Source organism: Carnimonas nigrificans ATCC BAA-78, assembly GCF_000526695.1.
Lineage (GTDB): Bacteria > Pseudomonadota > Gammaproteobacteria > Pseudomonadales > Halomonadaceae > Carnimonas > Carnimonas nigrificans.
Window position 1 is genome coordinate 223,643 of record NZ_JAGO01000013.1, and the last position, 26,603, is coordinate 250,245.

Here is a 26,603-nt window from a genome sequence, read left to right on the forward strand (position 1 = left end):
TTTGCATAAGCATTCTCGCCCTATGGCAACTTTCAAAACACGCGCCCAATACGTCGCCGACGATCTGCGTCAACGCATTCTCGGAGGTGAGTTCAAGGGCGGCACCCAATTGCGCCAGGATGCCCTGGCCACAGACTACGATGTCAGCCGCATTCCCGTTCGGGAGGCATTGTTGACTCTGGAGTCTGAGGGATTGGTTGAATTTCACGCTCATCGTGGTGCCTTTACCACTGAGCTTTCTGTTACTACGATCCGTGAATTATTCGATCTCCGTGTTTTGCTTGAGAGCCATGTGTTCAAGCATTCCATCCCTAAACTGACGACATCTGATTTCGAAAAGGCCGAAGATATTCTTCGGGACTACGACGCGGCTCTCGATTCCGGTAGTCAGATAAATGGCTGGAGTGATTACAACTTTGCATTCCATCACACTCTTTACGCACCAGCTGATCTGCCGGAGGCGATGGCTATAATCAGCCAGCTCAATACCAAGTGTGATCGCTATATTCGCATGCAACTGCTCTATACCCGAGAGATCAAGAAAGCCGAGAAAGAGCATCATGAACTATTGGATTTAGCACGGCAGGGCGATAGTCAGAGAGCCTGCCAGATGCTGGAAAAGCATATCCTGGAAGCCAGTGATGGAATCGTGGCATTACTGGAAAAGAGGCTGCAAGACGGCTGATTACGTTATAGATATCAATCTGGCATTTCCTTTCTCTCCCCCTTTCTCATACGACTCCGTCTTACCAGCAGCTCCGCCAGCTGTGCGCTTGCTATTACTGGCAAGAGCCTGAGCATCAGTTCCCACCACAAGCCCTCTGTTCATCACATTTATTGATCGACTTTTGTCGACATCGACACTAGTATCGGTTTTTAATAATATATATTTTATACAATCTACAACTAGATGGCAGGAATTAGCATGGCGCAATATTCGACCCCCAGTGCCTGTTTCAATGATACCGATATCGCCATCGTCGGCGCAGGGATCATCGGTGTGGCGTGTGCCCTTTCTCTGCGTCGCAGGGGATTGCGCGTCCTGGTCATGGATCGGCAGGAACCTGGTAAGGGAGCTTCCTATGGGAATGCTGGGCATATGGCGACCGAACAGATATTTCCAGTCGCTGATGCGATGATCCTTAAGCGCTTGCCAGGAATGCTCATGAACCCCATGGGGCCGCTCCGGCTGGACTGGAAATATTTGCCTCAAGCCCTGCCCTGGTTTACCCGGCTGCTGCTGAATCTGCGGCCAGAGCCGTATCGTGCCAGCGTTGCCGGAATCCGAGCACTCAATGAAGCCAGCATTGCGGCCTGGCGGCGATTATTGAGTTCTATTGGTGGTTCCCACTTACTCAAAGACGATGGCTCGATGCTTGTATTCGAGCAGTCGGAGTCAGCGGCGGCGATTGATGTGCTGCAACGCCGAATGGCCGAACATGGGATTCCCGTCGAGCGTTGGCAGCGGGAGAGTGTGGCTGCAGCGGCGCCACAGCTATCCAGTCATATTCTGGGTGGGCTTTTTTTCCCCGCCACAGGCCATGTTGTGGACCCTTATCGTGTCATTGATGCACTGGTGGTAGCGGCTAAAAAGGAAGGGGTCATTTTTTCTCAGGAAGAAGTGATATCGGGACGGATAACCGACGCTGGTGTCTCCCTCAAAACAGAAAAGCGCCAAGTGGACGCTGATCGAGTTCTGATTGCCTGCGGTGCCCACTCAGCATCATTGACTGCTGAACTCACGGGCAAGCATGTGCCGCTGGATACGGAGCGAGGTTATCACTTGATGCTGCCGCGTGAAATTGGGCGGCTTCCCTTCGCGGTTACCTCGCTGGAACGTCGTTTCATTATGACTCCGATGGAGACCGGGCTTCGCCTTGGCGGCACTGTGGAGTTCGCAGGTCTTGTACGACCGCCTAATATGCAACGTGCCTGGCAACTACATCGTCTCAGTCAGGGCTTGTTCGATACTGATCTTGATATTGAAGAGGCGACCCCATGGATGGGATTTCGCCCATCGTTGCCTGATTCATTGCCAATCATTGACAGGGTTGCTGACGGTCGGGTGATGCTCGCCTTTGGCCATCATCATCTTGGACTTACCCAAGCCGCCATTACTGCGGAACTGATTACTCGCCTAGCCTGTGCAGAAAGCTCGTCTGTGACACAGGAAGGCCCCTCACTGAGACCCTATCAGTTGGAAAGATTCGGCCAAGGCCGATGTCGGACGCGCGTAGGCAAATCTATACGCGACCGTTGAAGTTGCATTATCTGCAGCAATGCTCTGGACCCCCGATAAACACAATCAGAAACGGATACTTGAGATGGAAATACTACAACGCATCAATGACGTAATATGGAACCCCCTGGTTGTTCTTGCTCTTGGCTCGGGTCTGCTTTTCACTATCGCGACACGTTGCCTGCAAATTCGGCGCTTTAAGGATATGATCAGTCTGATTTTGCATGGTAAATCAGAGGCTGGGGAGATCTCATCGTTTCAGGCTCTAGCGCTGACGTTGTCGAGTCGGGTAGGGGTGGCTAATATTGCGGGGGTAGCTACTGCGGTTGCCGCGGGTGGCCCGGGGGCTCTGTTTTGGATGGCTGTTGTAGCCTTCCTTGGCGGTGCGACAGCGTTCATAGAATCGACACTGGCACAGATCTACAAACGCAATATCGACGGTGAAGTGCGGGGTGGGATCCCTTACTACATTGAGCGTGGCCTGCGTCTCAAGCCATTGGCAACCCTGGCTGCGATAATAGGACTTTGCGTCTATGGATTCTTCGCTCCGGGGATTCAATCGAACAATATTGCCAGCAGCTTTTCGTCAGCCTTCGGGATTGCTCCTTGGGTGACTGGTCTGATCCTGGTCGCTTTGCTGGGTTATATTATATTTGGCCGCCGCAAACGGCTGATTCGCTTCGTTGAGTACGTTGTACCGTTCATGGCTGCTGGCTATGTTCTGGTTACTTTGCTGGTGTTGGCAGTAAATATCACCGCCATTCCCGAAGCATTGAGAGTTATTATTTCCAGTGCCTTTGGCCAGGACTCGGTATTTGGTGGAATACTCGGCTCGGCAGTGTTATGGGGGGTACGCCGGGGGATCTTCTCGAATGTTGCCGGTGTAGGGGAAGGTACCTTCGGCGCTGCTGCTGCGCGAGTCTCTCATCCGGCCGAGCAAGGTCTCGTACAATGCTTCTCTATCTATATCGACACGCTAGTGGTCTGTATGGCGACCGGGGTCATGATTGTCCTGACCGGCAGTTACAACGTAGTCACGGATGGTGTCACTCTGGTACAAAATCTTCCTGGCGTAGAAGCGGGTCCGGCGTTTACCCAGACGGCTGTCGACTCTCTTCTCGACGGCTTTGGGAGTATCTTCGTCGCTATATCCATCGCGCTATTCGCCTTTACCACATTGGTGGCGTTCTACTATATCTGCGAATCCAATCTGTTCTATATTTTCAAGTCTCGGCACCGTATCAGCATGTTCTGCCTGCGAGTCGTGCTATTGATAATGACGTTTTTCGGCACCGTGCAGTCGGCCGATTTCATCTGGGCCCTGGGCGATGTCGGTTATGGCTCGCTTGGTCTTGTCAACATGATCTGCTTGCTATTCCTGGCGCGCCCCGCCCTGGCTGCACTGCGTGACTATGATCGTCAGCGTAGCCAAGGTGGACCGATTACCTTTGTACCAGAGGAATTGGGTATCCAAAATGCTGACTATTGGACGCAAGATGGTAAACGTCCAGGTCACTTGGATACTAGCGACAACGTTGATGTTGTCCGATCAGGCAGTTCGGCTTGACGATATTGAATCTACAGCGGCATCGCATGGTGCCGCTTGCTTTGATAGATGAAAGCTCATCCTGGTCAGGCACCTTTGCAGTGCCACATGGCCTCATCCATCTCTGGAGTAATATTCGTTAAAGGCAACGCGGCGGCTTTTCGTTTTCATAGACGTCGATCGCGAGGCCGCCAAGCTATTCGTTTTTGAGGGTGGGATAACGCCATGAGTGTCAATCAGGCCGCTGCGTGAGGTGTTGATCAGCAGCGCGTCTTTCTTCATCGAGGGGAGGGTATCCGTTGATCAGAAGGCGGGTAGATTCGAGCAGCGGACAGTGTAGGCTGATAACGTCGAATATTTCGATCAGCGGCGGCAATTAGACCAGCGAGCGCAAGTAGGCGAGCACTCGCTAATCCTTTGGGCAGTTAAATAATCTCAGAATCAATACACCAGGGGTGGTGGTCCGAGTTCTTCCAGCAACTGCTGCATTTTGACATAGGCTTTGTTCCGATATTCGATCAGTTCGGAAATGCGGTCTGCCGGTACATTGAGGAATCCTGCACCGCTTTTAACTCCCAGCTTGCCTTGTGCAATCAAATCACTCAGCACGTCAGGGGTAGCAAAGCGTTCCGGGAAAGAGGTTTGCAGGGACTGGTAGCAGAAATTGTATACATCCAGTCCTGCCATATCTGCGATGGCAAAGGGGCCAAAGAATGGCAGCCTGAAGCCGAATGTTGTACGCACCAGCACATCAATCGCTTCAGGGGTTGCTACTCCTTCTTCAACCAGTTGTGCGGCTTCATGGAACAGCGCGTATTGAAGTCGGTTCAGTACAAAGCCGGTAACATCTTTAACAACGGCGGTTTCTTTACCGGTGCTATGAACAAGCGCGCAGGCTTCTTCAATCGTCTGACTGGATGTACCTTCGTGGGGAATAATCTCTACGCCGGGGATAAACGGTGAAGGATTAGAGAAATGTACGCCAAGAAAACGCTCAGGATGAGTCACTGCTTCAGCCAGACTGGCGATCGAAATGGTGGAGGTATTGGAGCCAATCAGCGCATCGGGCTTTGCTGCCGAGCAAATCTTGCGCAGCGTTTCATGCTTGATTTCAATTATTTCAGGGACAGCTTCCTCGATATAATCGGCGTCTTTCACTGCTTCTTCAATGGAAGAAGCAACGCTGATGTTCTGCTCAATCTTTTCTACCGAGCCTTCAGGAAATAAACCATCCTTGACGAACTGTTTGGCTTCGGTAATCAGGCGGGAGAGATTTTGCTTGCTCGCTTCAACATTAACATCAGCGATTTTTATATGATTTCCAGCAATGGCGAGTACTTGAGCAATACCGCCTCCCATATAACCTGAGCCGATAATCGCGACTTTTTTCATGGCGAAGTCATATCCTTTAAAGCGTTTAGTAGAGTAACGGCATAATGGACATGCCGTTACCCATCCATACATCTCGAAGAGGAGTTAGTCTGCCAGTGCAGAGGTCAGTATCTGACGAATATATTGAACGTTCTCAGCGATCACGCCGAGAGAATCGGAGCCATAGTGCTCACAGCAGAACGGAGCGTTATAGCCCAGCTCCAGGGCACGGCGAATCACCTGGCGGTAATTGATATAGCCATACTTTAGCGGCGTAGGGTCTGTGGCATAGGCACCAGTTTGTGGATCGAAATCGCGGGAATAGTTCTTGATGTGCCAGAAATTGGAGTAAGGCAGCACTTTCTCAAACATCTGCGGCCACGGTTCAACTTCACGATGTAGACGCACCAGATTACCAAGATCAGGGTTCAGACCCACGGCGTCGTGCGCGACATCCTTGACGAAGGAAACCGCATCGTCCGGCGTGCCTACATAGGTGTCTTCATACATTTCCAGACTAAGCTGGATGCCCTGGGCCTTGGCAGCATCGCCCAATGCACGGGTACGCTCAATGGCCTGATCACGCAATGCAGGATCATCGTGATGACCATCCTCCAGCCAGAACCATATCGCCTTGGCCTGGGCTGGTTTGAGTGCTTGCATGAAGCCGGTATTGACGACGGTTACGCCAAAACTCGGAGCGATCTCAATAAAACGTTTGGCATCATCGAAGTTTCTCTGACCATTACTTGTATCTACGACAGAATTACGTGTCATGGAAATTGACGATAGCCCCAAACCTTCACCGTCCAATACACGCCGGAACTCTTCAAGTCGCTCGTCGCTTAATTTTGCCAGCGACAGCCACGCATCGGTGGGGTCGATCAGATCAACGCCCAGCTCTTTCATCTGGCGCATCTGGGATGCCCATACGGTCGAAGAGGCTTCTGTCAAAGGGGTGCCATCGGGGGTCACATTCCCAAATACCAGCATATTGCCGCCAATCGGCCAGTTAGCTGCGGTATAGGTTGCCATCGTTTTCTCCTGGAAAGTAAATATCCTATAGGATTTATGGCACAGGGAATGGGGGAGGGGTATTCTACTTTTGTCAGGGAGGCTGGTTAATACATCACTTTCTCTTCATTCATTGAAGATGCTGCATTTATGAATGTCATCTGCCCGTTCTTATAAAGTCGTATATCGAGCAGAAAAATCGTATGGGATAAATCGTATAGGATATTTATTTTCATGAATGCTGTGCTCTCCACTGGAGACCTAAAATGCGAACACCCTCTGGCACTCCTACCACCATAAAGAAAGGTCGTAAGATCAGAAACTTGCGGTGGTTTATTGTGATATTTGCCTTGCTTGCCGGCATTATCAATTACATGGACAGAAGTGCTCTCTCCATCTCGGCCCCTGAGTTAATGGAGGAGTTCAACTTTAGTGCCGCAGACATTGGGCTGATGGGAACGGTGTTCTCCTGGATCTATGCGGTTTCCCAGCTTCCTGCGGGATGGGTTACTGACCGAATGGGGACTCGGCGAGTCTATGCAGGCGCAATTGCCGGTTGGAGTATCTGTATCGGGCTGGTCGCCCTATGTACCCGTTTCTGGCACTTCCTGTTGCTGAGAGCGCTGTTAGGCATTACCGAATCTCCCAATTCGCCTGCTTCAGCCAAGATGACATCGGACTGGTTCCCTCGTAGTGAGCGCAGTCATGCGACGGCTATATGGGATAGTGGCAGCAAATGGGGGCCTGCAATTGCTCCGCCGATTCTGACGTTGATCATGATCGGTTATGGATGGCGCGCCATTTATATATTCCTTGGCATTATTGGTGTCGCGCTTGCGGTTTCCTTCTTTATCTTTTATCGCAAACCATCAGAGCACCCCAATATCACCGATGAAGAACTGGAACTGATTACCAGAGACAAGCAGCAGGACGATCTGAGTGGTGCTGATATCTCATGGATGAGCATGTTCAAGTATCGCCAGGTGTGGGGAATGATGCTGGGGTATTTCTGCATTATATGGATCTGGAACATCTTCATTGTATTCCTGCCCCTTTATCTGCAAAAAGCTCAAGGTATCAGCATCCTGCAAAGTGGATGGCTGGCTGCGATTCCTTTTCTTGGGGCGGCTATCCTGGAGTTTCTGGGCGGTTACGTCATGACAAGGATGAATAAGCGTTCATCCCGCTCTCCTTTGTCATTGAAGTTGAGGTATATGGGCTTCTCCACCATCCTTGCGGGTCTTCTGGTCTGCATGCTTCCGCTCATGCCCAACTTGACCAGTTTCATTGTGGTCATGACGCTAGCCATAGGGTTCGTTGCAAACTCGCAGGGTATCGCATGGACGCTGGCTGGTGACGTCATTGGCAGCAGGAAAGTATCCTCACTGGGTGCCGTACAAAACTTTGGCGGTTATTTTGGTGGCGCTTTCGCTCCTCTGGTCACAGGGATCATTGTTGATGCGACTGGCTCGTTTACCATTCCTATTATTGTCGGCGGTGTTATTGCAGCCTGTGCCGCTCTTGCTTATGGCGGATTAGTGCGCAAACCGATTCTGGTGGAGTGATCAAAGAATAGCCTTGATTAAGCCGCGCGTTCACCGTGCCAAGTAGCGCTAGATTTTGAGGAGGAAGTTCATCCGAGCGCGGCTTTTACTGGCAGGAAGAGCGATAGTGGTCTCTAAAAAGGGAGGATATAGTGTCCTCCCTTTTTGGTTACTTGAGGTGAGTTATTACCAGATGAATGCTTTGCCAGATGCTGGGAAAATTCACGCCCAGAAACCAATAATAGAGTGGCGCTTAACGCCGCATGGAGAACTTTCAATAAGTGCAAGCCGACATAAGGGCGGCCAGCATTCTCAAGGGAGGCATCAATATTGGAGGCAACAAGTACCGTGTCGTCGTATCGCATGGAACATGCGTACCGACAGTCCGGGCGGCTTTGGCTCCGCCCAGATATTTCTTTACGCTTGAAGTATTACTTTTGGGGAGTTTGATGCTCCAAAGGCCCCGTCAGAGAAAGGGCCCAAGGGAATAAGGAAGGCGCTAAACCATGTGTTTGCCGCCATCGATGTTGATCGAGGTGCCATTCACGAAGCTTGAATCATCGCTTACAAGAAACGCCACCAGGCCCGCGATCTCCTGCGGTTGCCCCACGCGCTCAAGCGGGATATTGGATGACATGCTCTGTTTGCGTTCGTCACTGAGCTTGCCGCCCATGATGTCAGTATCAATGGGGCCGGGCACTATGGCATTGACGGTGATGCCATATTTTCCCAGCTCTCTGGCGCCACCACGGGTAAGCCCCTGAACGGCAGCCTTGGCCGCAGCATAACCGGTTTTAGAGAAGGTTCCGCCGCCATCGTAGGCAGTAATGGAAGAGGTGTTCACAATGCGACCACCTTCCTTATTGGCAATGAAGCGCTGGGCCGCTGCCTGCATCATGAATAGCGTGCCCTTGGCATTCACATCCATAACACGATCCCATGTTGCATCATCGAGTTCGAACAGGGTGTGAGGACTGGCGACGCCGGCAAGATTGACCAGCGCCCGTATAGGCGGTAGCTGCTCATCAATTACCGTAAAGGCGTTTTCAACGGCAGCTTTATCGCTGATATCCAGCCCCAGGCCCACGACCTGGACATCCTTTTCCTCATTGAGCTGCGCGGCAAATGCTTCTACTGCCGCGCCATCTATATCAATGAGGGCCAAGTGCCACCCCTTGTCGGCGAGCTTGCGCGCCACATGTCGACCGATACCTCTTTCTGCCCCTGCACCGGTCACGATAGCGGTGTAAGTACCCTGATGATCATTACTCATGCGATAGTGCTCCTTAAATAATAAAGACTTCAGCGAGCCTGGCAGACAGGCGTTAGTACCTGACGAATGAATGCAATGTGTTCAGCGATAATGTTGATGGCAACCGCGACGGTAGAAGGGGCATCCAGCAGAGGAGGGTGGTTCGTTTTCCGATTGCCAGTCCCATGTCGCTTCCCTCTGACAAGCCATGTTTCTGCCGTGTATGGGCGCCGTGATTTATATCCCATATGAAAAATCATATAGGATATTTTTCATGGACATGGCTGCGTCCGATATACTACTTTTACATGAATTCGACGATTTGACGCTTCGTGTTAAAAGAACAATTCCGCTACTCAATACGCCATAGGAAATGAATGGGGACTTCGCTTTTTTCTTCCGTTAACAAGCCTGTACGTCGCGGATTACGTGATGATGTCCATGCCACCCTGCTTGATCTGCTGTTATCCAGGAAGCTCGCTCCAGGCGAGCGACTCAGCATAGATCGAATCGCGCGTGATCTGGAGGTATCGCCCACCCCGGTTCGGGAAGCCCTGGCGATGCTCGAAAATACCCATCTGGTGACTCGTGAAGCGCTCAAGGGGTACCGGGTGGCTCCTCCTCTGCCTGCATCAGAAATTCATCACCTGGTCGATGCGCGCAAGATGCTGGAAGGCACTGCGCTACAGCTCGCCATGCCACGATTGGCCGAGTGGCTGCCTTTGCTCGAAGAGGCGCAGCAGCGCCACAGTGCCGCTACCGCGCTGATTGTTGACGCTGACGGTGAAATTTCGCTATCGACGACCAAAAAGTATTTTGCGGCTGATCTGGCGTTTCACATGGTGATCATGAGAGCTGCGCAGAATCCTTATCTGATCCAGATGTACGAAACCCTGGGGGCATTGACTCACCGCATGCTCCAGCTTGCCAACCATGGCCCGGATGACGCTCGCGAAGCGCACGCTGAACATCTGCGGATTCTGTCAGCGTTGCAAGAGGGTAATGCAGATAGTGCGCGAGCCGCGCTGATCGTTCATCTCGAAAATGTTCAAGGGCGCGCTGTTCACGACTCCAATTAAGCGCGCGCCTACGCGCAGGATGAATGCCGCTGGATATGCGATGGGGTCAGTTAGGGTGTTCATATGATCGCTTGGAGATCATGAGATCGAAAGCGAGTTTCACGCGCACATCCAAGGCAATAGCGGCATTTAAGACGGAGTTCAGCGGTATAGAGCCGAATTAAAATAATAAACGGCCAGGACGACAGTGAAGTACCCATGGGCCTTATCTTATGGGCGCCGTATTCATTCCATGAATAGACTCAGAATGAACATGATCACGGCATCGACATCTCGACAGCCGTGAATCCGCTTGGTTTAGCCGGTGGGGTCTCGGCTTCAGGCAGTTTTTGTCGCGTCGTCCAGGCTGAGAATGGTCTGGGCATTGGTGACGCTGGTGGCTAGCGTATCAATGGCACCCGTGCGAAGCGCCCCCAGAATGCCAGCGGCCTTTGTGTTTTCGCTTGCAATAGCAACCACATCGGGAATACGCCTTAAATCGCTGATGGAAAGACCAATAATGCGGCCCTGCATTGTGGTGTTGGCGGAGTGGCCGTGAATATCAATGAAATCGTAGCCCATCATATCTCCCACCGTGCCATCCAGGCGCGCTTCGGCGACCTCTTTGGGAGAAAACCAGCCCATCCTGACCATGTTGCTGCTTTCGCTGAGATCCCCAACGCCGATCAGCGCTATATCTGCGCGCCGAGCGCGATCCAGCGATGTTTTGACGGTAACGTTTTCGTAGATGGCATCACGTAGCTCGCTGCTCTGCGCTAGTGCGGGAGCGTAGAGCGTTTCACTCTCTCCACCAAAGCGCGCCGCTAGTCGCCGGCATATATGGTCAGGATTCATGTATTCACCGGCGTGTACAGAGCCGCCGATCGCGCAGATAAAAGAACAGCGATATTTCCCATCGCCGAAGGCGTTATCGGCCACTGCTCCTACATTTCTGCCCATCCCTACTGCAACGATTGATCCATCCGACAGCGTGCGAAACAGGTGATCCGCTACCAGGCTGGCAACATTGGCACGCTGCACATCAGGTACTTTGTTTTCCGGTGCTACCAGTAATCGTTGCAGCCCAAAGCGCTGCTTGAACTCCTGCTCGATTTCAGCGCTGACCGAAGGGTGGTAGCGCACTCGAACGTCAACAATCCCTTCCTGCTGGGCGCGCTTTAACAGCCTCCCCACCTTGATTCTTGAAATTGCCAGCCGCTGCGCGATCGACTCCTGCGTGTCGCCATCCACATAGTACAAGGAGGCAATTTCCGTCATTAGGTCAATATCGGCCTGATCCGAGTGAGTTCCCACGAAAACCTCCTGCTGTCGGAGCTGTAAAGCTTTTTGAAACGCCAGTGTAGCTGACTTTCCGCGCTGCTGAATGCCTGATCCTCTGCTCATTATACCAACGGCAAAAAGACCAAAGTCCTATTTAGTATCGGCGGCTAGAGGGCTAAAAAGTAGTCAGATCAAATGAACATACGTTGAACATATATTCAAAACTTCTCCACAAAAGCTTTCAGAGCTGTTTCAGGAGCTGATTATGACACGCTTGTACAACCAGCCGGCGGACTTTGCCGGCGAGCTCACCGAAGGATTTGTTGCCGCCAATCGCGACAAGGTGCGCCTTGTTGATGGTGGCGTGGTGCGAAGCACTCAAACCCCCAAAGGTGAAGTTGCGTTGGTGATAGGGGGTGGCACAGGACATTACCCAGCGTTTTGTGGGCTGGTGGGTCAGGGCCTTGCACATGGCGCAGCGATGGGGAACCTGTTTGCTTCGCCTTCCGCCAAGCAGATCTACACGGTTGCCAAAGCGGCTGATAACGGTGGCGGTGTCATTTTGAGCTTCGGCAACTATGCCGGCGATGTGCTGCATTTTGGCATGGCAAAAGCGCGCCTTAATGATGAAGGTATTCGCTGCGAACTGATCGCCGTCACGGATGATATTTCCAGCGCCAGCGTGGATGAGCTGGAAAAGCGCCGCGGTATCGCAGGCGACCTGACGGTCTTCAAGGCAACGGCTGCCGCTGCTGCTGCCGGATACGACTTTGATGAGGTTCTTGAAGTCGCCAAGCGCGCGAACCTTCGCACCCGTTCTATCGGCGTTGCCTTTAGTGGTTGCACCTTGCCTGGCGCTGACCACCCGCTGTTCGAAGTAGCTTCCGGCAAGATGGCACTAGGCATGGGGATTCACGGCGAACCCGGTATTACGGATGTGGCCATTCCTACCGCTGATGATCTTGCGGAGATGCTGGTTGAAAAGCTGCTGGCGGATCTGCCCGACGATATTCCTGATTTCAAGGGAGCGCGTGCCGTAGTGCTTCTCAATGGATTGGGCAGCGTCAAGTACGAAGAGCTGTTCGTGGTCTACCGGCGCGTCTCTCAACTGCTCGAAGAGCGCAATATCAGCATCGTTGAGCCAGAGGTTGGCGAGCTGGTAACCAGTTTCGATATGGCGGGCATTTCTCTGACGCTGTTCTGGCTGGATGACGAACTCGAATTCTTCTGGCATGCGCCTGCTTCAACGCCTGCATTTAATAAAGGCAGCCCGCTTCGCGAAATTCCTCTGGAAGATACCGTTGCCGTCGCCGATCAGCACGCAGAAGTATCAACCGCCTCGGATGCCTCGAAGCAATCTGCCCGCTGTTTCCTGGGCGCGCTTAAGGCCGCACAGAGTGTAGTGCTTGGCAACGTAGAAGAGCTGGGACGTATTGATGCGATTGCTGGCGACGGTGATCACGGTATTGGCATGGAGCGAGGCATAAATGCCGCTGTAGAGCGCGCGACTCAGCTGGTAGACAAGCAGTACGGAACCGGTTCTCTGCTGATAGAAGCCGGCGATGCCTGGGCGGATAAAGCGGGAGGTACATCGGGAGCACTTTGGGGCGTGGCGCTGAGCGCACTGGGGACAGCAGTTGGTGACGAAGAGTCCCCGGATGCCCGCACCGTGGCGAAGGGCGTCGCCATGGCGCTGAACAACATCAGCCAGGTGGGCAAGGCCCAGCTCGGCGATAAAACCATGCTGGATGCTTTGGCACCGTTCAGTGAGGCATTAAGCAATGCCGTGAATAACGGCGCTGAGCTGGAAGAAGCATGGCATCAGGCCGCCGATGTCGCGAAGCAGTCCGCCGACGCCACCGCTGATCTGGTACCCAAAATAGGTCGTGCGCGTCCGCTGGCAGAAAAGAGTGTGGGAACGCCTGATCCCGGCGCGGTTTCTCTGGCCCTGATTGTGAAAGCAGTCGGTAACTTCATTACCCGTACTAAATCACTGGCAGCCTAAGGAGAACCATCATGAGAGATACTGGACTTCGACTCATTGTGGGATGCGATGATGCAGGATCGCAGTACAAAGAGACCATAAAGGCTGATCTTGAAAAGAACCCGCTGGTGGCTTCGGTAGAGGATGTCGGCGTTAACGCTGGCGGTAATACTGCGTATCCCCACATCGCCATTCGCGCAGCCGAGAAAATTGCAGCAGGTGAAGCGGATCGTGCCATTCTCATTTGCGGCACTGGGCTGGGCGTTGCCATCTCGGCCAATAAGGTGGCAGGCATTCGTGCGGTGACTGCCCATGACAGCTTTTCGGTAGAGCGCTCCATTCTGAGCAACAACGCCCAGATTCTCTGTATGGGACAGCGCGTGGTGGGCATCGAATTGGCCCGGCGTCTGGCGTCAGAGTGGCTAACGTATGAGTTCGACACAGCATCCGGCTCTGCCGAAAAAGTGAAGGCTTTGACGGATTATGAAGCGCGTCATGACGCTCACACGGACTCAGCAACATGACCCAGGTGACGCCCATTATTCTAGGGATGAGCCTCAAGATGTACTTCGATGTTCATCGGACGGTTGCCTGGAGCACCGAGATTGCGGCGACCATTCAGCAGCATCCGGCTATCAGGCAGGGCATCGTGGAGCCTTTCTTGCTGCCAAGCTTCCCCATGATCCCCATTGTGCAAGAGATCTTTGCTGATATGCCGATGGCGGTGGGCGCGCAAAATATAAGTGCTCATGAGAGCGGTGCCTACACGGGGGAAGTGAGCGCTCAAATGCTTCAGCAAATGGGCTGCCGCTATGCAGAAATCGGCCATGCCGAGCGACGCCGCTACTTCGGAGAAGATGACGCCGTAGTGGCTGCCAAGACCGCTGTCGCACTTCGTCATCAGCTAACGCCCGTGCTCTGTATTGGTGAACCGGAACGTGTTGATCCCGCTAAAGCGGCCCTCACCTGCCTGGAGCAGATCGACAGCGCGTTATCAGCGGGGCCACTGCCCGAGAAACATCAGCACATTGTGGTTGCTTATGAACCGGTATGGGCCATTGGCGCTACCCAGGCTGCGCCTAATGAGCATGTGCGTGAAGTTTGCCAGAGTATTCGCGCAGGGCTGACCGAGCGAGGCATATCGCACCGTATTATCTACGGAGGAAGCGCAGGCCCCGGCTTATTGACTGAGATCTGTGACAGCGTTGATGGACTGTTTCTAGGTCGCTTTGCCCATGAACCTGCCGCATTTTTAAAAATACTCGACGAAGCTTATTTAGCGAATGGGGGTGTCTTTGAAACGTAGTTAATTACCGTTTTAAAAGATTACCCATCGACGAGGTTATGTTCCTGGGAAGTGATAATAGGGAAGCGTGTTTATAGGTCAATGTGTTAGGTGGGGTGTGCCTTAAACTACTTTTTGAGGATAGGGAGGAGTAGATGTCTATGCTCCTCTATACAGAATTTTTGTGACTTGAGTTTATAAAAATACGCTAGCTATCAATATATGAGAGCCAAGTTGTACATATTTTAACATTGGATATGGTCTCACTGGAGAATCATATTCGGTGGTTGAAATGTGTCGTGATGCTCCTGCAATCGCACATTTTTATTAAATGATTTACACCACATTGCCATACGAAAATGGCTAGATGGAGATATAATTATGGATACTATAGAAATACATCCCTCTCTTCTAATGAATGAGGTGTATTTTCCATGGGTTGAAACGCCTGGTTTTGTTGTCGATGTGCTTGAGCGTTTATCGGAAGATGAATTTTATAAGGCTTGGGAGGTAGGGACCCAATTCAGCGCCCATGATCGTGCACGTTTGCGCCAGTTGGTTGAACAATCTCGCCGGCCTTTGACCCAATGGCTAACGCCTATGCTGGAGGGACAAAATCTCTGGCTTTCTTCTTTAGATTCCTCTGAGCGTCAACAGGCCGTCCAGCGAGTTCGAGAGCATCTGCCGTTAGCTGCTGAAACAGGGGTCTCTACTCTGGCGGTAGTCAGTGGCAGCGATCCTGGCGACAAAGATCGTGCGGAGGCACTAAAAGGCTTCACTGAGAGTCTCGCGAATATATGCAGCGATGCCGAAGAATTTGGCATGAATGTCATTGTTGAGCCTCTCGATCGTTTTGCTCACAAGAAGCGTGTAGTGGGCACTACGCCAGATACCGTTGCATTGATTGATGAAGTTCGTCGTGCTCATCCCAATGTTGGTTTTGCCTTTGACAGTGCACATGCCGCGCTTAATGAAGAGGTGCTGTTTGATGTTCTTGAATCTGCGGCGCATCAGATCGTTCAGTTGCATCTCTCTAACGCAATTCTGGATAAAAGAGACCCTGGTTATGGTGATTTTCATATGCAGCCAGGTGCACCAGGCTTCCTTACAGAGGAAGTGGCTGCGGGTCTGATTAGTCGAGCTGTAGAGCTTGGTATAGGTGCGAATGGAGGCTTGCGTGTGGCAGTAGAGGCCCGCGGCAAGATTGGTAACTCTCCCGATATGCTTGCAGATAACGTACGTGCGTTTCTCAAACGAGTGGTAGCTATTGCCAGCATGTCTTCTGAATCATCAGCGCATCGCCCGGAGAGGGTGTAGCGGAATTAACCAATAGCTATACATGGCAAGCGCTTTAATGCGGGAGATAATTCCATGTCGCAGCACAATATCACCACTATGCAGGTAGATCCTCCAACTGGTGCGAACGGAACAACTGGTTCCCAAAAGAGAACCAATGTTCGCTGGTATATTTTCCTTATTATGCTTTTGCTGGGAACCATCAACTATATTGATCGCGTTTCCTTATCGGTTGCATTACCGGATATTGCCAGAGAATTTGAGATTAACGAGGCGCAGGTCATTGGAATTATCCAGAGTGGATTTTTTTGGGCCTATGCCTTGATGCAAATCCCCTCCGGTATGCTGGCTGACCGTTTCCGAAAGCGTGCCATTATTGCTGCGGCCACGGTCGGCTGGGGAATAGCCCAGGCATCCGTTGCGTTATGCACCGGTACGTACTCATTATTTGCGGCTCGTGTGGCTTTGGGCATTACTGAGTCCCCCATTATGCCGGCTGGGGCTAAGCTAATGGGGGTGTGGCTACATCCAAACGAGCGCGCTCGCGGGGCGATGCTGCTGGATGGGGGAGCACCGCTTGGAACAGCCTTGGGAGCGATAGTGATCTCCGCTCTGATCAGTTTCTTTGGTGACTGGCGAGAAGCCTTTGTGATCGCTGGCATCCTGACGGTTCTCACTGGGGGAATTGCTTGGGCATATATTCGCAATGACCCAACTGAGCATCCAAAGGTTAATGAAGCAGAGCTTGAGTATCTTGCCAAGAGTCAAGAAACTGATGCTGCAAAACCCACGTTTAAATTCAAACACGCAGTGGGCTACTTGCGCCAACGTAATGTATTTGCCCTTATCCTTGGATGGTGCTCTTACAGTACGGTTTTTTATGGTCTGATGACCTGGTTACCATTTTACCTTACAAAGCAGCGGCACTTGGATATTACCAGTATGGGTGTCTCAATGGCGGTGATTTTCCTTTTGTGTTTTGCTGGGCAAATCAGCGGTGGCTACATCATTGATAAGCTTAGAAAGCATGGTAATAGCAACAATAAGGTTTTCCATCTATTCCTGGCTGTTTCAGCGATTACTTCAGGGGTTGGCATATTTCTGGCAGCCAATGTCGAAAGCTCGGTGGCAGTGATTGTATTGCTAGGAATAGCAATGTTCCCGCTGCGCTGGTGCTGTGTGTACTGGTCATTACCCTCGTTGCTGGGGGCTCAGCGAGTGGCTGGTACGATCCTGGGCACCATGAATTTCGCCAGTAATATGACCTCAGCGATTGTGCCGATCATCATTGGTTATCTGGTAGCCGCAACTGACAGTTACTACGCGGCAATGATGATTTTTGTTGTCGCTGCCTGTCTGTATTTGGTGAGTTCATTGTTGATTAATTTCAACAAGCCAATAGAAGTATTTGAGTAATAACCATATTCCCAATACGACACTACTGGATTGGAATTGATATGCAGCGTTCTTTATATACAGGCAGCCAACTTGAACGGGTGCTCAGCGTAGACGAAATGCGGGCGGTAGCGAAGCGGAGAGTGCCTAATTTTTGTTTTGAATTTCTCGATGGAGGCGCGGAAGACGAGACAAGTTTGAGGCGTAATCGCAGTGTCTTTTCAGAAATTGGGCTGCGGCCACATGCCCTGGTAGATATCTCCCAGCGTCATACCTCCACTTCCATACTAGGGGAGGCGAGTGCGTCCCCTTTTATGATCGGCCCTACAGGGTTTAGTGGGCTACTCTCTGACAAGGGAGACCTGGCTCTGGCATCAGCAGCCAGTGATTCCAACATTCCCTATGTGCTGAGCAATGTTTCTACTGTTTCTATTGAAGAGATTTGTGAAGCAACCAACGCTCGTGTGTGGATGCAGGTATATATGTACCGCAATCGTGAATTTGTTGAGCGTATGGTGGATCGTCTCCTGAAGACACGGGTTGATACGCTGGTCTTTACCATTGATAACCCAGTGCACGGTAAAAGAGAGTGGGATGTTCGATGCTATCGTCGACCACTCAAACTGACGATACCTAATATGCTCGATGCAGCTATGCACCCGCGTTGGTTGCTCGATGTGCTATGGCCTAACGGTGTGCCCCGCTTTGCAAACCTGGGAGACTTGCTGCCGCCAGGGCAGGATGATGTCAGGGGGGCTGCACAGGCGTTGGCTTCTCAGCTTTCTGCATCACTTTCATGGGAAGATGTGCGTTGGCTGCGGGAACGATGGCCTCATAAGCTCATCATCAAGGGCCTTTTGAATAAAGACGATGTGCTGAAAGCTGCTGATTATGGTGCTGATAGCGTCATTCTCTCCAATCACGGTGGGCGCCAGCTCGACGGCGCGCTTTCCGCCATGGAGGTGTTGCCTGAAGTCATTGAAGCATTGAATGGCAGAATCCCTGTGATCGTAGATGGTGGATTCCGTAGAGGAAGCGATATCGTTAAAGCGATAGCTCTGGGTGCGGAAGCCGTTTCACTGGGAAGGGCGACATCCTATGGTGTTGCCGCTGCCGGGCAACAAGGAGTACAGCGTGTCATCAATATTCTTAATGATGAAATTGATCGTGTGCTGGGGTTGCTGGGGTGCAATTCGCTGGCAGAGCTTACGCCTGATCATCTTGAGTGGCGGCGTTAAAAGCTAAATACACGAGTGGTTGCTTAAAAGGAATGCGTATTTCCATCCAAGAAAACAGGGGCAGACGATAATCGTGTGCCCCTGCATGGTCATGTATAGCTCTATAACGTTGATGTCTGAGCTGAAGCGCGCTCTTTGGGACCGTGCTTGCCACCTCGCGAGAACTCTTGTTCAAGATCTTCCAGGGACTTGCCGCGTGTACGCGGAACGGCAGTAATGATGAAAAATATTGCCGCAATGCCTAACAGCGCGAATACGAAGAAAGTACCGGAGATGCCGACGCTTGCCACCAGAGAGGGGAAAAACAGGCTTAGCAGACCATTGACGACCCACATGCAGAGTACCGATAGTCCAATCGAGAAGCCACGTACCTGTAGCGGGAAAATTTCCGCCAGCATCACCCAGCACACTAGCCCTACGGTTGCCTGGTTGAAGCCAACAAAGCCGACCAGGAAGATGAGCGTCACAAATGCCTTGGCGGAGCCATCCGGCATGTACATGGCGGAGAGACCGGTGCACAGATGCATCACCACGATACCGATGAAACCCGCCAACAACAGGGTTTTTCCTTCGATACGGGACATGAGCTTCAGACCGAATAACATGGCGACTACGCTAATGGCCCCCGTGGCGATATTGGCAATCAGCGCAACATTATTGGCGAAGCCGGATTTGATCAGTACCTGGGTGCCGTAATACATCACGGAGTTGATACCGGATATCTGATTGATGACGGCAATACCAATGCCAATATAGAGCAGGCGACGCACCCAGCCGGTTTTGAGCGCTTCGAATGCAATGCCACCAGCGCGAGCCTGACGCTTGCGCTCCAAAAAGCTGCGCATATCATCCAGTTCCGCGATGGCGCGCTCTTCTGAGCGTACCTTCTTGAGTACCTGGAGAGCTTCTTCTTCGCGCCCTTTCGAGAGGAGCCAGCGTGGGCTTTCCGGCACCCTCAACATACCAACGAACAGAGCGATGGCAGGTAATACTGCGACCAGTAGCATCAGGCGCCATACTTCATGGACGTCGCTAAGCAGGTTTCCGATCAATGCGTTGATGACAAATGCTGAGAACTGCCCAAACACAATCATTACTTCGTTGCGTCCGGTAATAACCCCCCTTCGCTCGGTGGGCGAGAGTTCAGCCAGGAACATGGGTACGGTCACCGAGGCTCCGCCTACCGCCAGGCCAAGCACAAAGCGTGAGAGCACCATCACCTCATAATTGGGCGCAACTACAGTGCCCAGAGCCCCGACAAAAAAGAGGATAGCCAGGCGCAAAATCAAATAGCGTCGGCCAAACAGGTCGGCCAGTTTCCCTGCTGCGAGTGCACCAATGGCGGCACCAAACAGGAGAGAGCTGGTCACCATTCCTTCGGTCATCGGGGTAAGGCCCAGATCATCCTGCATGATCTCAAGGGCACCGTTGATGACCCCGGTATCGTAGCCAAACAGTAGCCCGCCGAAGGTAGCAATCATGGCAACCCAAAAGAGCCGCCCTTCATGTGGCCCTGGGGTCAGTTCAGGAAGCGGCTTGCCTTCCAGCGTATAAGAGCGCTCATCTTTCATCTTCTACCCCTCCATCATGAGTCAGGTAAGGCTTGCTGGTTGTTGGGTCACACGCAGGCCAATCGAATCAAAGCTAAGCCAATACTTAACTAAACACCGGAATAAATGAACTATACTTTCTGACTAATAATAAAATGGAATTAATTTTCCAATAATTTAATGGTTCAATCACCCAGACCTGTGGCAACCCTGCTGCCGGCTCGATGGTGTTTTCTTCAAAGGAGATTGGTGAATGTCCAGCTACTCGCTTTCGGTATGTGCGGAAATGGTGTTCCTTGAGCTTCCCTTCGTTGAGCGGGTGAAGCGTATTCATGAGCTAGGCTTCGGTGTAGAGATCTGGCACTGGTGGGATAAGGACATCGCCGCGCTGGTAGATACCGGTGCACGTTTTACTTCCATGTCGGGGTACATCACCGGTGATCTTACCTCTCAGGAGGGCGTGGCTGCGCTGCTGGAAAGCGCTGAGCGCTCATTGGAGGCTGCGGCTCGGCTGGACTGTCCTAGCCTCAATCTGCATGGCACCGGCCTTGATGAAAAAGGATTGCCGGTAGCACCCAAGGAGATAGTGAGCGGGGAGATGTGGCTTACGGCCAAGGCGTCGCTTGATGCACTGGGGGCGCTTGGCGAGCAGGCTGGCAAGGTGTTTGTACTGGAGAATCTCAATACCGCGGTGGATCATCCAGGTACTCCTTTTGCCAAGGCAGCCGATACGCTCGCGTTGGTCAAGGCGGTCAATAACCCCCATGTGCGGATGAATCTTGACCTGTACCACGCGCAGATTGGTGAAGGGAATCTGATCGAGCTGATTCGTCAAAGCGCAGACTATCTCGGTGAAGTTCAGGTGGCCGATGTGCCAGGTCGGCAGCAGCCGGGTACCGGTGAGATTAACTACCGGGCGATTGCGAAGGCGTTGAGAGATATTGGTTACCAAGGGGTGGTGGCATTTGAGGGATGGGCATCTCATGCCCCCGAGAAAGCATTGGAAGAATTTCGCGAAGCCTTTTCTTTATAGCGGCTATTCGGAGGTCCATTGGTAGATAAAACACCAAAGTATTAGAATTATTTTTTGCTATATTTTATTTATGGAAATTATATTTCTTTCGTTTGAGTGCTTTATCTCGCTGGTTCCGATTTTGGGAGTTTGTCGGAACGGTGCATCAAGGCCAATGAATCTCTGAAGGAGAAGAAAGAAATGACGACAGCCAAGAATATCGCCGTAGTGGGCGCAGGGCGTATGGGCATGGATCATGCGCAACGCCTGCAGCACCGTATTGAAGGCGCACGTTTAAGCGCAGTGGTGGATATTGATTCTCAGCGAGCACAGGCGGCGGCTGGAGGATCGACTGATGTCGAGATATTCACTGATCCATTGGAGGCGCTGGCGTCTGATCGAGTTGACGCCCTGATTATCGCTACGCCTGGGGCGTTCCATAAAGAGCTGCTGCTGGCGGGGCTTGAGGCAGGTAAGCCGATGATGTGTGAAAAGCCGCTTACGCCGGATGCAGCATCTGCCAGAGAGATAGTAGAGGCCGAGAGCAAACTTGGTCAGCGGTTGATTCAGGTAGGCTTTATGCGTCGTTACGACGAAGGGTACATGAAGCTGCATCGCTATTTTGTCGATCAACCGTTGGGCGTGCCGCTGATGCTGCACTGTGCTCATCGCAACCCCGATACGCCGGATGGTTTCACCAATGCCATGCTGATTGAGGATTCAGTGGTGCATGAGTTCGACATCATCCGCTTTCTCACCAGCGAAGAAATCGTGTCGGTACAGGTACGCAGTGGGCGCGCAGGTCATGGTGCTGCTGCCGGCTTGAAGGACCCTCAGCAGGTGCTGATCGAAACCTCTTCCGGTCTACTGGCCGATGTCGAAATTTTCGTTAATGCACGATTCGGTTATCAGGTAGCGACGCAAGCGGTCTTTGCCGACGGCATTGTAGATATAGATCCTTCAGTAGATGGCTTGCGTGAATATGCGCAGGGGCGCTGCGCCAGCCCGGTTAGCGCAGGGTTTGTCGAACGATTTGGTCGCGCCTACGATACCGAGATACAGGGCTGGGTGAATGCACTTCATCGGGGGAGCTGCACGGGTGCCAGTGTGTGGGATGGCCTTGCTGCCGCATGCTGTTGTGAGGCAGGCGTACGGTCACAGCAGACGGGAGAGCGAGTCAAGATTGCACTGCCTTACAAGCCCGACATCTATCGCTGATATCGCCATTATTGGCTCAACATGAAGCAGCAGGCACCTGTGATAGGTGCCTGCTGTCTACATTTACTCAGCTATTTCTTGATAATCCATGCGTGATCGGGGTCGTCGTGGAATTTCCACACTCTTGTTGGCCCCGCCATGACGTTCAGGTAGTAAAGCTCATAGCCATGAGGAGCGCCGACAGGGTGATAGCCTCGGGGCACCTGAACACACTCGCCATTTTCTACTGCCATGGTTTCGTCGAGGCTGCGGTCATCGGTATATACCCGCTGGAAAGCAAACCCCTGCGCTGGGTTGAGGCGATGGTAGTAGCTCTCTTCCAGAAAGGATTCATGGGGCAGATTGTCATGATCATGACGATGGGGAGGATAGCTCGACCAGTTCCCCGGAGGGGTATACACCTCGACTACCAGCAGGCTATCGGCTGGCTCCCATTCCGGCAGAATATCGTGTACATGACGCACATTGCTGCCTTCGCCGCGGGTGGAGCATTTCACTTGATCGGGCGTAATCAGCCGCGGTGGGTGATTGCCTTTCCCGGGTGCGCTGCATACCGCTAACTGTAGATCGGTTTCGGCAGTGACCGAGTAGTCCGAGTCATTAGGAAGGTAGACCGAATAAGGGGGAATGTGGTCGAAGACATCGCGGCGCTCCCCGATATTCTCGAAGCGCTGCTCGCCGCTCACGATAGTGGCCCGCCCGCCCAGCAGTACCAGGCAAACCTCAAGATCGCCGCTGTTGGCGCTAAATTGCTCGCCCTCACGGAGCTGATGCAGCCGGAAGCCGACATATTCAAGTTCGCTCTGCCCCGGCACTATATCAATGGTCACGCCATGTTCGTTGGCGGGCTGTGGAGACACTTTCAGAGAAGACATCACTACCTCCTGGTGATTGGCGATTGTCCGCCGGCTTCAGCAATACACATGGCCAGCCATCGAGAGGCGCACCCGTATTACTCGTCCGGCTGACGCGAATCGCGTTGGATTCCGAGTCCGATCGCCAGCGTCTGAGCCAGACACATGGAGACGCTGAGACCGCGGAAGCTCTGTACTTCAGCTTCCTGAATGGCAAAGTTGACGGTGGCGTAGCGTGCTACCGGGCTTAGCGTGCTGTCGGTTATGGCAACGATCGGTACGTCACGCTCACTGAGTTTGGCTACGCCCTCCTGGGTGCGCTGGGCATAAGGCGTGAAGCTGACCACGACCAGCAAGTCACGATCACCAAGAATGCTGAGTTCTTCATCCTGCATTCCCCCCACGTCATCAATCAGGAAAGCGCGCTTGCCTAAATGGCGTAATGCGTAGGCAAGGTAGCTCGCCACGGCGAAGCTCCGCTTAGCGCCAAGAATATGGATAGCGTCTGCGTCATCCATCATCGTCAGGGCTCGTTCCAGGCTCAGCGGGTCAATTCGATGTGGTAGTTGTTCCAGCGCTGTCCGGCTGGCATCGGCAAATTGCCATAGCAGTTGTCCTGCCCCCGGGCTATCGCCACTAATGCGCCGCATGGTGCGAATTCTGTCGCTATAGCCAGGCTGTTCTTCCATCAGCCGTGCCCGAAACAGTTTTTGCATTTCCGAAAAGCCGCCAAAGCCAAAACTGTTGGCAAATCGAATCAGCGTTGAAGGCGTCACGTTGGCACCTTCCGCCAGGGCGGCGATGGTCGAAAATGCCACCTCCTGGGGATGATCTATAAAGTAGCGCGCAGTTTGCTGCAAACGCTTGGAAAGCGTGGGAAAGCGTCGCGTGATCTGGCTTTCTAGCTCTTCAAAGCTCTCGGCAACGTCGCTTTCCTGCTCTTCTCCTGCCTGAGCGGAACTATCGAGTGGTTCAGAAGCGGATGACATTGGCGTCCTCGTCGGTTACGGCCATGCGCTTGGCACTCGGAAGGCCCTTTAGAACTGTCATGGCGTGGATAATGAAACATGGAATATAAAAAATCTTCCCTTTTCTCGCTATTCGAATCTTGGCATCAACCGCATTACGACTCTTCTTTTATTCAATAATTTATTGTTTTTAAAAGAATAATTGTTGAATTTGGCGATGAATACGTAAACAGGAAATAGGGATGAACTACGACCAATGTATAGAATATACATACTAATAATAGAATTTTAGAAAAATATATTCCAGTGTGGCGCGAAGGTTGACCAATGTCCATGAACCCGAAGGAGCATGTCCATGCAACGCTTAGTGAACTGGGGAGTTCTCGGTGGTAGTGCCGACATCGCACGCAAATCCTTTATGCCTGCGATCTGCGCAGCTTCCAATGCGCGCCCACTGGCGCTGGCAAGCCGACAATCGGCCACTGATCTGGCCGCCCAACATGGCTTCGAGCGCGCCTACAGTGATTACACCGCTTTGCTGGAAGATAGCGATGTAGAGGTAGTTTATCTGCCGTTACCTAACCATTTACACGCTGAATGGGCTATCAGAGCAGCTGAACAGGGCAAGCACGTAGTATGCGAGAAGCCTGCTGCGCTGGGTGTCAGTGAGGCGCGCACGATTATTGATGCATGCAAGGCCAACGGCGTTCGCTTTATGGAGGCCTTCATGTATCAGTTCCATCCTCAGCACGCCAGAGTCAGAGAGCTGATACGCCAAGGCGAAATAGGCACCGTGCAACTGATCAATCTGCGCCACAGTTTCTATATGCCGGATGATGCTCATGGTTTTCGCCTGCAATCACTTGAGCAGGGCGGTGGCGCCCTTTATGACATCGGCTGCTACTGCCTGCATCTAAGCCGACAGCTGCTCGGTGAGCCATCGGCTCTCTGCTGTCTTGGCGAGCTTGATAATCCCTTTGGCTGCGACCTCACCAGCGCCGGCACTCTGCTGTTTGAGTCCGGAGCCGTCGCCCATTTCGATTGCTCGATGAAGGCCCCTGACCGTAACAGCTATGAGGTCGTGGGTAGCCTTGGCACGTTGTCAGTGCCCACTGCTTTTGTGCCGCAACCAGATGGCCTCGGCAGCGTAGAGCTGACACGCAAGAACGGCGAGGTTACCCGCGAGACATTCCATTGTGATCACTATCTGGCAGGCGTTGAGGCTTTTTCTGCGGCACTGCTGGGTGAGGGCGAATTGCCCACCTCGCCTGGCGATACGCTGGCTAATGAACGGGTGCTGGAGGCTTGCGCCAGCTCATTGATCAACCGTCGCTTGGTGACCTTTCCAACCAACGTGTAAACGTCATTCCAGTCGTTATTCATCAGGGAGTTGAAGACCATGAAAATAGGTATGGTAACGGATAGTCTGTCCCACTTGAGCCTGGATGAAATGCTTGATTTTGCGGCTCAGCAGGAGATTGATTGCATTGAATTGAATGCAGGTAACTGGGGAACCACGACCCATCTTGGAGAACCTGCCGAGCTGATCGAGAGCAAGCAGCGTCGCCGTGAGATATTGGCAAAAATCAAGGATCGTGGCCTGAGTATTTCAGCGCTCAATGCCAACGGCAACCAGCTTCATCCGGTATCAGGCCCTCAGCATGCCCAGCGCATTGAAGAGACCATCGAACTTGCCGCGCTACTGGAAGTGGAGCGCGTGGTGATGATGTCCGGCCTTCCTGCCGGTGGGCCGCAGGATCGCACTCCTAACTGGGTTGTGAGTTCGTGGCCTACCGAGACACAACAGATTCTCGACTACCAATGGAATGAAATAGCCATTCCATATTGGCGTCGGCTCGACGAATTTGCAGCGAGCCATGATGTTCAGCAGTTGTGTATCGAAGCCCATGGCAACCAACTGGTCTATAACGCACCCACCTTCTTGCGCTTGCGTGACGCCATCGGCCCGCGCATTGGGCTTAATCTCGACCCTAGCCATTTGATTTGGATGGGGGGCGATCCTATTGCCATGGTGGAGCAGTGCGCTGACTACATCTATCACGTACATGCCAAGGACGCCGCGCTCGACGCGCGTAACGTCGCACTCAATACGCGCCTCGATCACCAGCCGATGGCCCATCAAACCAACCGTGCCTGGTCATATCTGACACTGGGCTATGGGCAGGATGAGCATTGGTGGCGCAGGTTTGGCTACGCCCTGCAGACAGCGGGACTGGGGGATCGTGTGCTAAGCATCGAGCATGAAGATATGCAGCTTTCTCGATGTGAAGGTGTGCGTCGTTCCGTTGAGTTATTGCGTCGCTGCATTCCCCGCGAGGCGGCGGATTATCAACTGCCGGAATAGAAAACACCTCATCCTTTAGATGTACTCCTGCCTTTATCTTTAGCGTTAATGCTCTTCAAAATCCCGCGCTGCGGCTGGCAGTGGCGCGGGATTCCGCTGAACCACCAACCTCCAGCTATACCAAAGTAATAGA

22 protein-coding genes are annotated in these 26,603 nt (G+C 52.5%); 15 read left to right on the top strand and 7 right to left on the bottom strand.

Features of this window, described 5'->3' with window-relative positions; translation table 11 throughout:
- The first annotated feature begins 22 nt into the window (after nt 1-22).
- The 3 genes from L881_RS0108475 to L881_RS0108485 all read left to right on the top strand — a co-directional run bounded on the left by L881_RS0108475 (nt 23) and on the right by L881_RS0108485 (nt 3,806).
- Nucleotides 23-685, top strand: coding sequence for a GntR family transcriptional regulator (locus tag L881_RS0108475; protein ID WP_025733275.1), 663 nt, complete (start codon nt 23-25; stop codon nt 683-685).
- Nucleotides 686-925: 240 nt separating this feature from the next.
- Complete coding sequence (locus tag L881_RS0108480) at nt 926-2,260, top strand: NAD(P)/FAD-dependent oxidoreductase (protein ID WP_025733277.1); 1,335 nt, start codon at nt 926-928, stop codon at nt 2,258-2,260.
- A gap of 64 nt (nt 2,261-2,324) precedes the next feature.
- Nucleotides 2,325-3,806, top strand: a complete 1,482-nt coding sequence (locus L881_RS0108485) for an alanine/glycine:cation symporter family protein (protein WP_025733278.1) — start codon at nt 2,325-2,327, stop codon at nt 3,804-3,806.
- A 420-nt stretch (nt 3,807-4,226) separates the two neighbouring features.
- On the opposite strand, the gene L881_RS0108490 is transcribed toward L881_RS0108485, so the two are convergent.
- Both L881_RS0108490 and L881_RS0108495 read right to left on the bottom strand, forming a co-directional pair.
- On the bottom strand, nt 4,227-5,177 hold the full coding sequence (locus tag L881_RS0108490; RefSeq protein WP_025733279.1) for a 3-hydroxyacyl-CoA dehydrogenase family protein: 951 nt from the start codon (nt 5,175-5,177) through the stop codon (nt 4,227-4,229).
- Nucleotides 5,178-5,261: 84 nt separating this feature from the next.
- On the bottom strand, nt 5,262-6,191 hold the full coding sequence (locus tag L881_RS0108495) for a sugar phosphate isomerase/epimerase family protein (protein WP_025733280.1): 930 nt from the start codon (nt 6,189-6,191) through the stop codon (nt 5,262-5,264).
- Nucleotides 6,192-6,436: 245 nt separating this feature from the next.
- On the opposite strand from L881_RS0108495, the gene L881_RS13115 reads away from it, so the two are divergent.
- A complete protein-coding gene (locus tag L881_RS13115) occupies nt 6,437-7,735 on the top strand; it encodes an MFS transporter (RefSeq protein WP_034578944.1) in 1,299 nt (432 codons plus the stop codon).
- A 478-nt stretch (nt 7,736-8,213) separates the two neighbouring features.
- On the opposite strand, the gene L881_RS0108510 is transcribed toward L881_RS13115, so the two are convergent.
- On the bottom strand, nt 8,214-8,987 hold the full coding sequence (locus L881_RS0108510) for an SDR family NAD(P)-dependent oxidoreductase (RefSeq protein WP_025733281.1): 774 nt from the start codon (nt 8,985-8,987) through the stop codon (nt 8,214-8,216).
- 356 nt (nt 8,988-9,343) lie between these two features.
- On the opposite strand from L881_RS0108510, the gene L881_RS0108515 reads away from it, so the two are divergent.
- A complete protein-coding gene (locus L881_RS0108515) occupies nt 9,344-10,045 on the top strand; it encodes a GntR family transcriptional regulator (protein ID WP_025733282.1) in 702 nt (233 codons plus the stop codon).
- A gap of 318 nt (nt 10,046-10,363) precedes the next feature.
- Here the strand turns inward: L881_RS0108515 and L881_RS0108520 are convergent, their stop codons facing one another.
- A complete protein-coding gene (locus L881_RS0108520; RefSeq protein WP_025733283.1) occupies nt 10,364-11,338 on the bottom strand; it encodes a sugar-binding transcriptional regulator in 975 nt (324 codons plus the stop codon).
- A 232-nt stretch (nt 11,339-11,570) separates the two neighbouring features.
- On the opposite strand from L881_RS0108520, the gene dhaL reads away from it, so the two are divergent.
- From dhaL to L881_RS0108550, 6 genes are all read left to right on the top strand, one after another.
- A complete protein-coding gene (dhaL, locus tag L881_RS0108525) occupies nt 11,571-13,310 on the top strand; it encodes a dihydroxyacetone kinase subunit DhaL (protein WP_025733284.1) in 1,740 nt (579 codons plus the stop codon).
- Between the two features lie 11 nt (nt 13,311-13,321).
- On the top strand, nt 13,322-13,813 hold the full coding sequence (locus L881_RS0108530) for a ribose-5-phosphate isomerase (protein WP_025733285.1): 492 nt from the start codon (nt 13,322-13,324) through the stop codon (nt 13,811-13,813).
- Complete coding sequence (locus tag L881_RS0108535; protein WP_025733286.1) at nt 13,810-14,595, top strand: triose-phosphate isomerase family protein; 786 nt, start codon at nt 13,810-13,812, stop codon at nt 14,593-14,595. Before L881_RS0108530 ends, L881_RS0108535 begins: the two co-directional genes overlap by 4 nt.
- A gap of 360 nt (nt 14,596-14,955) precedes the next feature.
- Nucleotides 14,956-15,891: a sugar phosphate isomerase/epimerase family protein gene (locus L881_RS0108540; RefSeq protein ID WP_084055458.1), complete on the top strand. Its 936-nt coding sequence runs from the start codon at nt 14,956-14,958 to the stop codon at nt 15,889-15,891.
- 54 nt (nt 15,892-15,945) lie between these two features.
- Nucleotides 15,946-17,286, top strand: coding sequence for an MFS transporter (locus L881_RS0108545; protein WP_025733288.1), 1,341 nt, complete (start codon nt 15,946-15,948; stop codon nt 17,284-17,286).
- Nucleotides 17,287-17,384: 98 nt separating this feature from the next.
- The gene (locus tag L881_RS0108550; RefSeq protein WP_245587962.1) at nt 17,385-18,503 is read left to right on the top strand and encodes an alpha-hydroxy acid oxidase; all 1,119 of its coding nucleotides are present in this window, start codon (nt 17,385-17,387) and stop codon (nt 18,501-18,503) included.
- A 101-nt stretch (nt 18,504-18,604) separates the two neighbouring features.
- Here L881_RS0108550 and L881_RS0108555 read toward each other — a convergent pair whose 3' ends face one another.
- Nucleotides 18,605-20,074 carry a sugar porter family MFS transporter gene (locus L881_RS0108555; protein ID WP_025733290.1) on the bottom strand — a complete coding sequence of 490 codons (1,470 nt, stop codon included), beginning with the start codon at nt 20,072-20,074 and terminating at the stop codon, nt 18,605-18,607.
- Between the two features lie 232 nt (nt 20,075-20,306).
- Here L881_RS0108555 and L881_RS0108560 point away from each other — a divergent pair, with 232 nt between their 5' ends.
- Nucleotides 20,307-21,086 carry a TIM barrel protein gene (locus L881_RS0108560; protein ID WP_025733291.1) on the top strand — a complete coding sequence of 260 codons (780 nt, stop codon included), beginning with the start codon at nt 20,307-20,309 and terminating at the stop codon, nt 21,084-21,086.
- 180 nt (nt 21,087-21,266) lie between these two features.
- Nucleotides 21,267-22,283 (top strand): Gfo/Idh/MocA family protein, encoded by a 1,017-nt coding sequence (locus tag L881_RS0108565; protein WP_025733292.1) that lies wholly within the window; start codon nt 21,267-21,269, stop codon nt 22,281-22,283.
- A 71-nt stretch (nt 22,284-22,354) separates the two neighbouring features.
- Here L881_RS0108565 and iolB read toward each other — a convergent pair whose 3' ends face one another.
- Together iolB and L881_RS0108575 are read right to left on the bottom strand one after the other, a co-directional pair.
- Nucleotides 22,355-23,158 carry a 5-deoxy-glucuronate isomerase gene (iolB, locus tag L881_RS0108570; protein ID WP_025733293.1) on the bottom strand — a complete coding sequence of 268 codons (804 nt, stop codon included), beginning with the start codon at nt 23,156-23,158 and terminating at the stop codon, nt 22,355-22,357.
- A 77-nt stretch (nt 23,159-23,235) separates the two neighbouring features.
- Nucleotides 23,236-24,126, bottom strand: coding sequence for a MurR/RpiR family transcriptional regulator (locus L881_RS0108575; protein WP_025733294.1), 891 nt, complete (start codon nt 24,124-24,126; stop codon nt 23,236-23,238).
- A 334-nt stretch (nt 24,127-24,460) separates the two neighbouring features.
- Between L881_RS0108575 and L881_RS0108580 the strand changes: the two genes are divergently transcribed.
- A complete protein-coding gene (locus L881_RS0108580) occupies nt 24,461-25,465 on the top strand; it encodes a Gfo/Idh/MocA family protein (RefSeq protein ID WP_025733295.1) in 1,005 nt (334 codons plus the stop codon).
- 39 nt (nt 25,466-25,504) lie between these two features.
- On the top strand, nt 25,505-26,470 hold the full coding sequence (locus L881_RS0108585) for a sugar phosphate isomerase/epimerase family protein (protein WP_025733296.1): 966 nt from the start codon (nt 25,505-25,507) through the stop codon (nt 26,468-26,470).
- Nucleotides 26,471-26,603 lie beyond the last annotated feature (133 nt).

What these genes read in the sequence shown, in the direction of transcription:
- L881_RS0108475 (WP_025733275.1), top strand. Translation starts at nt 23, where the DNA reads ATGGCAACTTTCAAAACACGCGCCCAATACGTCGCCGACGATCTGCGT.
- L881_RS0108480 (WP_025733277.1), top strand. Translation starts at nt 926, where the DNA reads ATGGCGCAATATTCGACCCCCAGTGCCTGTTTCAATGATACCGATATC.
- L881_RS0108485 (WP_025733278.1), top strand. Translation starts at nt 2,325, where the DNA reads ATGGAAATACTACAACGCATCAATGACGTAATATGGAACCCCCTGGTT.
- L881_RS0108490 (WP_025733279.1), bottom strand. Translation starts at nt 5,177, where the DNA reads ATGAAAAAAGTCGCGATTATCGGCTCAGGTTATATGGGAGGCGGTATT.
- L881_RS0108495 (WP_025733280.1), bottom strand. Translation starts at nt 6,191, where the DNA reads ATGGCAACCTATACCGCAGCTAACTGGCCGATTGGCGGCAATATGCTG.
- L881_RS13115 (WP_034578944.1), top strand. Translation starts at nt 6,437, where the DNA reads ATGCGAACACCCTCTGGCACTCCTACCACCATAAAGAAAGGTCGTAAG.
- L881_RS0108510 (WP_025733281.1), bottom strand. Translation starts at nt 8,987, where the DNA reads ATGAGTAATGATCATCAGGGTACTTACACCGCTATCGTGACCGGTGCA.
- L881_RS0108515 (WP_025733282.1), top strand. Translation starts at nt 9,344, where the DNA reads ATGGGGACTTCGCTTTTTTCTTCCGTTAACAAGCCTGTACGTCGCGGA.
- dhaL (WP_025733284.1), top strand. Translation starts at nt 11,571, where the DNA reads ATGACACGCTTGTACAACCAGCCGGCGGACTTTGCCGGCGAGCTCACC.
- L881_RS0108530 (WP_025733285.1), top strand. Translation starts at nt 13,322, where the DNA reads ATGAGAGATACTGGACTTCGACTCATTGTGGGATGCGATGATGCAGGA.
- L881_RS0108535 (WP_025733286.1), top strand. Translation starts at nt 13,810, where the DNA reads ATGACCCAGGTGACGCCCATTATTCTAGGGATGAGCCTCAAGATGTAC.
- L881_RS0108540 (WP_084055458.1), top strand. Translation starts at nt 14,956, where the DNA reads ATGGATACTATAGAAATACATCCCTCTCTTCTAATGAATGAGGTGTAT.
- L881_RS0108545 (WP_025733288.1), top strand. Translation starts at nt 15,946, where the DNA reads ATGTCGCAGCACAATATCACCACTATGCAGGTAGATCCTCCAACTGGT.
- L881_RS0108550 (WP_245587962.1), top strand. Translation starts at nt 17,385, where the DNA reads ATGCGGGCGGTAGCGAAGCGGAGAGTGCCTAATTTTTGTTTTGAATTT.
- L881_RS0108555 (WP_025733290.1), bottom strand. Translation starts at nt 20,074, where the DNA reads ATGAAAGATGAGCGCTCTTATACGCTGGAAGGCAAGCCGCTTCCTGAA.
- L881_RS0108560 (WP_025733291.1), top strand. Translation starts at nt 20,307, where the DNA reads ATGTCCAGCTACTCGCTTTCGGTATGTGCGGAAATGGTGTTCCTTGAG.
- L881_RS0108565 (WP_025733292.1), top strand. Translation starts at nt 21,267, where the DNA reads ATGACGACAGCCAAGAATATCGCCGTAGTGGGCGCAGGGCGTATGGGC.
- iolB (WP_025733293.1), bottom strand. Translation starts at nt 23,158, where the DNA reads ATGTCTTCTCTGAAAGTGTCTCCACAGCCCGCCAACGAACATGGCGTG.
- L881_RS0108575 (WP_025733294.1), bottom strand. Translation starts at nt 24,126, where the DNA reads ATGTCATCCGCTTCTGAACCACTCGATAGTTCCGCTCAGGCAGGAGAA.
- L881_RS0108580 (WP_025733295.1), top strand. Translation starts at nt 24,461, where the DNA reads ATGCAACGCTTAGTGAACTGGGGAGTTCTCGGTGGTAGTGCCGACATC.
- L881_RS0108585 (WP_025733296.1), top strand. Translation starts at nt 25,505, where the DNA reads ATGAAAATAGGTATGGTAACGGATAGTCTGTCCCACTTGAGCCTGGAT.